The sequence below is a fragment of the Acidithiobacillus sp. TH-A36 genome, assembly GCF_057473445.1.
On the sequence record NZ_JBYCKP010000682.1, the window covers coordinates 1 to 5,921 of the forward strand.

The 5,921-nt window shown below is 52.1% G+C and carries 8 protein-coding genes; all 8 read right to left on the reverse strand.

Annotated features, from left to right (window positions below; translation table 11 throughout):
- The coding region (locus tag AC2VLY_RS16940) for a hypothetical protein (RefSeq protein ID WP_486892412.1) at positions 1–272 on the reverse strand (272 nt) is incomplete at its 3' end.
- 12 nt (positions 273–284) lie between these two features.
- The gene (locus AC2VLY_RS16945; RefSeq protein ID WP_024893239.1) at positions 285–1,355 is read right to left on the reverse strand and encodes a TrbG/VirB9 family P-type conjugative transfer protein; all 1,071 of its coding nucleotides are present in this window, start codon (positions 1,353–1,355) and stop codon (positions 285–287) included.
- Between the two features lie 16 nt (positions 1,356–1,371).
- Positions 1,372–2,052 (reverse strand): VirB8/TrbF family protein, encoded by a 681-nt coding sequence (locus tag AC2VLY_RS16950; RefSeq protein ID WP_024893240.1) that lies wholly within the window; start codon positions 2,050–2,052, stop codon positions 1,372–1,374.
- Positions 2,053–2,564: 512 nt separating this feature from the next.
- Positions 2,565–3,326 (reverse strand): hypothetical protein, encoded by a 762-nt coding sequence (locus AC2VLY_RS16955; protein WP_486892413.1) that lies wholly within the window; start codon positions 3,324–3,326, stop codon positions 2,565–2,567.
- A 212-nt stretch (positions 3,327–3,538) separates the two neighbouring features.
- Complete coding sequence (locus AC2VLY_RS16960; protein WP_024893243.1) at positions 3,539–4,651, reverse strand: hypothetical protein; 1,113 nt, start codon at positions 4,649–4,651, stop codon at positions 3,539–3,541.
- A gap of 3 nt (positions 4,652–4,654) precedes the next feature.
- Positions 4,655–5,083, reverse strand: coding sequence for a hypothetical protein (locus tag AC2VLY_RS16965; RefSeq protein ID WP_024893244.1), 429 nt, complete (start codon positions 5,081–5,083; stop codon positions 4,655–4,657).
- 59 nt (positions 5,084–5,142) lie between these two features.
- The gene (locus AC2VLY_RS16970) at positions 5,143–5,433 is read right to left on the reverse strand and encodes a hypothetical protein (RefSeq protein WP_024893245.1); all 291 of its coding nucleotides are present in this window, start codon (positions 5,431–5,433) and stop codon (positions 5,143–5,145) included.
- Positions 5,434–5,678: 245 nt separating this feature from the next.
- Positions 5,679–5,921, reverse strand: a 243-nt coding sequence (locus tag AC2VLY_RS16975) for a hypothetical protein (RefSeq protein WP_486892414.1), incomplete at its 5' end; no start/stop codon positions are given.

The following is a 5,921-nucleotide window of genomic DNA, read 5'->3' on the forward strand; positions in this document are numbered from 1 at the left end:
AACGGATGATGGCTGGCTGGCCCTACATTCTGCACAGCACCCTGAGTGTCATGCCCAGTCGTTTCTTTATACAGAAAGTATCCCCCACTCCCGAAAATGGCTGCTACCACGGCCAGGGAAACGAGAATCCGCTTTTTGTGTAGTGTAGTAGCTAATGCGCCACCTGCTGTACGCACCGGACCCTGGACAATCGGCGCCCCGGTTGGGGCGTCATCGTCAGAATCGGGCTCCGGCTGGGCACCATTTTTTTGAAAAATGTCTTTGAAGTTCATGTTTATAGCCCCTTATTTGTTGCGGGTGATCTTGACCACTTTGCCGTTACTGCCCTTTCCTGCCAGGAGTAACATCTTGGCGGGTTCGGAATCAACAATGTAGTATCCGTCTCGATACTGGGCATTGATGATGGCGTTTTCACCGGCGCTGTTTTCGCCCAGAATAGCCGGAATACCGCCGTGTTCCGCCTGTTTTGGACCAAACTGGATGTAAGTGTGTCCATTTGCTGAAAAGACCCGCTCTGGCATGATGGAGCCACAACTACTGCTGCTGAACCAACCGCCTCCTGAGCAATGGACCTTGTAATCAAAGTTCATATCAGCAACATTCAGGCTTGGCAGGGTAGCTACAGTCTCCGCTTTTACCTTAGCCTTTGCGGTGGCCGTGACATTTGCCTGCTCTTTCCAGCGCACTTCCATCTGTCCGGGGTAATAAAAACCCAAAATCGGCGTGTACTGTGTGGCGTCGGAGGTCAGGTCGATGACATAGTTCATGGGCTTACCAGACGCGGACGTGGCCGGAATGACCAGATCAGTATGCAGACCCTCATGGTATGGCGTCACCAAGACTTCCGGCTGATCACCGGCCATAACCGTGCTGATTTTCCAGACTGCAGGACTGGCCCCCGAAGCCATTGCCGGATGGCTTCCAGGCTGCAACATGATAATGCTGGTGTGCATGGGGGAGGTAACCAGTGTTGGCAGGGAGTGACCGTAGGCATACAAGATGCTACCGTTAGTCCCGGCAATCGGTGGCAATGACTGCAGGTTGCCAGCTTGATACGCCGATACCAAGGCTTTCTGCATCCCTTCCAGAGTGCGATGCTGCATGCGACCGGAGGGCGGGGCTTTGATGGTTTCCTGCCAGATTTTAGCAGAAGACGGGGCGGCTTGGCCGTTCGGCAAAGCATTATCCCCATAAGCACCCAGGTCCGTGCCCCCGTTCGTTCTGGGCGGCAGGTTAGGTGTGCTTTTTGCCGTGTGGCTGGTCTTTATCGGCGGCACATCCGGTGCGGCCAAGGCTACCAGCGGTAGAGCGGTCAGAACCGCCAGTGTGATACTCTTCTGGAGTGCTTTTTTCATGACGTGATTCCTTCCTTTAGATGGTCTGATTCCAAGAGAAATTGGTGACATAAATGCCAAACGGATTGCCATTCAAGACGTTGGGGTTCGTGGAGGGCTTGGTGATGGCATAGGTAATCATGCCTTGCCAGTGGGTTGTTCCCGTTATAGCGCCACTCCGACTATATTGTTTTTCAGTCCACTGAATATCAAAAGTTCCACCCTTGGATGTGAGTGGGCCTTGTGGCAAGGCGGAAGTAATCGTGATAGTCCGGGCGCCCCGACGCTTTGTGTAAGCCATATAAGGATTGTGCCGCTGAAAGAATGCGTTCAACGCAGGCTCGGCACTGGAAGATGTGTAGTTGTAGGCCTCGTTGTAAGCCTGCTTCTCAGCCGCTACCACCGGGATTTGTTCACGAACCAGACGCAGCCAGTGGGTGAGAACATGGCGCACAATAGGCTGTTGATACGTGCCAGCATTGACCGCCTGAGCCAAATGTACCGCATCCCCCAGATGATTAACTTCCACCACATAAGGGATGATATGCACACGGTCGGCTTCATAGACCATGCCAGCACCGAAGATCCCAGCGATGACCAGACTGCCAAAAGCCATAGCCCGCCAGTTTTTCGCGGAAGCAATATAATCCCCATACCTCTCCAGCCATTCGCGGCGGGCCGCTAAGTACCGCTCTTTACCACTATCGTTTTCTGCCATGTCAAAATCCTTTTTCCAGTTGGTATCTAGGTATAGCACCCTGCCAGTTGAGATAAGTTTTTTACCCTACCAATACGGTATAGCACCCACCCATTTGATGTAGCTCATACGCAAAAAAACCGTGGGCAGCTTGTATCCCACGGCGATGACATGACGAGCTACTGGCTACATCCCTTTTGGGCCAAACACCGGGAAGAGCCGCACACCCAATAGCCTCAATGGAATCGCCAAGGCTAAAATGAACAGACTGGTAAAGTAAAAGAATATCCAGAAACAAGGGTAAAGGATTATTGGCATGCGGCCGCCGTGATGATAATAAGCTACACGGCTGGTGAACCAAAAAGTTAGGCACGCATCAACACACACCAAAAATAGGTTACGGTAGAAGATAAACTGCCCAGCCGTCCAATGAAATTCCGTCATTAAAAAGTGCATGGTCCACCCCCTGTGGTTACAGGGGCCAGACTATCCGGCCCCGACATTCATAACACATGACGAGAAGCGTGATCTTCTTAATCGCCCATTTCAGCATTCAGCCACCAAGGGCTGTCGCCCACCTCGCCGGTGACAACCTTGAGCTTGCCGGTGGCGCAGACTGCCTTGTGCTCGCCCTTGCTGTGCATGATCTCGATAGCACCTTCGGCGTAAATCGTGCCGTCCGCCTCGAATACCTCGCCATCGATATGTACCTGGTGGCTACCACGCAGCGTCAGAACATGCACCCCACTTTCGAGCGTAACCAGACCAAAGCGACCAGCAGCCATCGGCAGGGCGTCATGCGGAATGCCGCGCACCGGGACCAGAGCGATGTCGCCTTGGCGGGTGATCGTGTGCAGCTTGTTCACGGGCACACCAAAGATTTTACTCTCGGCCCAAGCCACCACTTCTTCGGGGGCCATGTCATCCAAGTGCGGGTTGCGACGGGGACTGGAAGCCAACGGGTGGCTGAACACCTGCCCTTCGTCGATGCCAACCAAGGCATACGCCTTGGACACTTCGGTGTACCAGCTTTCTTTCTTCTTCCATGCGCGGCGGATCTGGATGACGGCCAGATTGTGGGCAACGTCATATCCATAGACATCAATGTTGCGGGACTCGAAGCCACCGCGCTTCATGCCCTCGCTGGTGACACCCGTTTCCCAGCCAGCGGACTTCTTGACCGTTTCGACCAGTTCCTTGATTTCGGTAGGCAGGTTACGAATGGCACCGTATCCATCACGGCGAACAGTGGCAGGGGTGGTGTTGCTGTTGAAATTATCGGTAGTCTTGTACATAGCAGTATTCCTTTTCATCAGTGGTGGCGGAAACCCCCGCCGCGTGGGTCTTACACTCTCAGCACATGGCGAGAAGCGTTTTCTGCCAGTGAGTGGTTTTTAGTATAGATCATGTTATAGCTTTTTCAAGCTCACGCCTATACGCCGAACGATTTTCGGCATGGGGGTGGCATCCCCACCCCATGTGACCGACTTCTGATTTGGTTCTGCTACTAAAGACCGAGCCCCTTACTCTTCGTCCTGGACTGCGACTCAGGGGAATTTAGCACCTCTCTTGTCGTCTTCCGTATGCGATCCGACGCCTTCTGGCTAATTGTAATATCTTCTTTGCCGTGCGCATGCATCAAGCCATTCATCTTTTCGATGGTCTTTTTAATGGTTATGTTGGCACCGCGCACATGCTGGTAGCCCAGCTCCTTCTGCAAAATCTTTCCGATCGTATTTTCCGGGTCACCCACATCCAGAGTCTTGGCTTTCATTACCACCTGTCCATTTTCCAGCTTCCAGTCGATCAAGTGTTCATTCTCAATCATCACCCGATAAGCCGCGTATTCCTGTGGCTTTAAGTGCTCTGCAGCAAGCAATGGCAGGTTGATTAGTAGCTTATTATGTTTAACCCTATCCATGCGTTCCGCCTGGTCCTGTTCCTGCAACCTCTGGGTTAGATAGTCCTGGGTGTGCTGTTCCTGGTCGAGTGCGTTTTCAGCAACGGTGGTAAGCTCTACATCCCCTTTGTGCCCGCGTTCATACTCTGCTGGGCAAACTGACCGGTAAAAATTATCCACGGCCAGGTCAAAGTGCTTAGGGCCACCCGCTGCCATCAACTCCGATGCAAAAGCAAACCGCGCTGCCAGGCTCCGGTCATCTGTGCTCAAATCTGCAGGCATTGCTTTTTCAGCAGTATGAATGGCTTTCTGGTAGCGTTCCAGCCGCTCAGGATCAAGCTCCGGCATCATTTTGTCAAAGTTCCTGATTTTCTGTTTCAATCGGAGAGAAAGTTCAGTCAGTATAGCCCTATTTTTGAACTGCTCATTGACGGTTGGGACACGTAATTTTTCGGCGGAATCTGTCAGACGATCAGCATTTTTTAGGCAGGTAGCTCGTTCATCTTTTGGGAGTCCATTGGCAGACTCGCGCATGGCTTGAGCCCTTTGTTTGCGGATTTCTGGCAAGTTTTCAATGATTTCCTGGACTTCTTTCTGCAAGTTACTCTGGGAGAGCAGACCGATGGTTGTTAGGGTAGCTGCCGTGCTCCGCAAGTCAGCTTTCCGCTCTTCTGGGTAACCTTGGGTTTTTTCCAGCAATTCTTCAAATGATTTGAACATGGCTTATGCCCCCGCTACTAAGAGATTTGCCGCGCGCTCCGCCAGCCAGCCCTGCTTGTGTGGCTCCATGCTCGACAGATACTTACCCGTAAAGTGAATAAACGGGTCAAACTCAATATGTTGATGCAGGCAAACTTGGCTCGCAGCACGGATTCTCCGCTCTAAAACCATCTGCACCGCATCGGCTGGGTATGCCGTAATGTCCCCACCATTGAGCTGCTTTTCCGGTGCATGACCGTCGGTGATCAGAGCCAGATCATCCGAAGTGAGGGAGGACAACCAACCAGAAACATCCGTCATCACCCGATTAACGCGATTTTCATGCTTCGTCACGGCGGTTGCAGGTAGGGGTTCCAGTTGTTGCACAATGTCCAGGGATTGTGCATAGACCTGTAGCGCAAAAGCCTGGACCACCTTATTTACATCCGTCATTTCAAATCCTTGGGGGCATTTAGCCCCTGTTGTGTGTCAGATATTGATGTATAGCACCATCATGAAGCAGCAAGCCAACCAAAAAGGCTCTCTTCGCACTCCGTTAAATCCTTCTCGAAACCGGCCATCGCCTGATCGAAAAACAGAGCTTCTTGAATCTGGCTGCGGGCATCTTCCACAATGAACTGGGCTTTGATATGCGCTACAACCGTCTTCGGATTTTCTAACCGAAAATATGGAAGTCTGAGAATCCGCCCCATGGCCTCACCATCTTCCAAAATCTCAAGGATAGCCTCATCCGTGGTAATGCCCGTTTCTTTGATGACCTGAATAAGTGTCTTCGCGTCCATAACAACCCCCTAGCAGGATGAGGGCCGGACTATCCGACCCTTTATATACTGCACATCCTGAGAAGCGGTATTCCACTAATCGGAAAGATGTTTGACTCCAATAGAAGGTGCAGAAACACCCCCTGTTGTGGAATCGCCAGGCATAAGATGGTCATGTGCAGATCGGATAGCCTTCTCATGCTGCTTTGCAAGCTCCCTAAAAGAAGGGCTCTCCCCCTTGTCTCCAGTAGAACCAGAATTACTCATCAGGGCGGTATTCCCAGAATTTGAAGAGCCAGCGTTACCCTTTGGGGCTGTAGTAGCCACATCTGGTGCTGGGATGGACCTGCTCTTAGCATCACTTTGTGGGGCGTCATTTGCAGTGTACGGGCGGTGATCGACTGGGTTACCCTCCACGCTGGCATCAGCCTTTGGTGCTGTAGACCCAGCACGATCTGCTGTAGTGGCAACAGGTGCCGTTTTCTCAGATTTTCCTCCTGCATAACCCC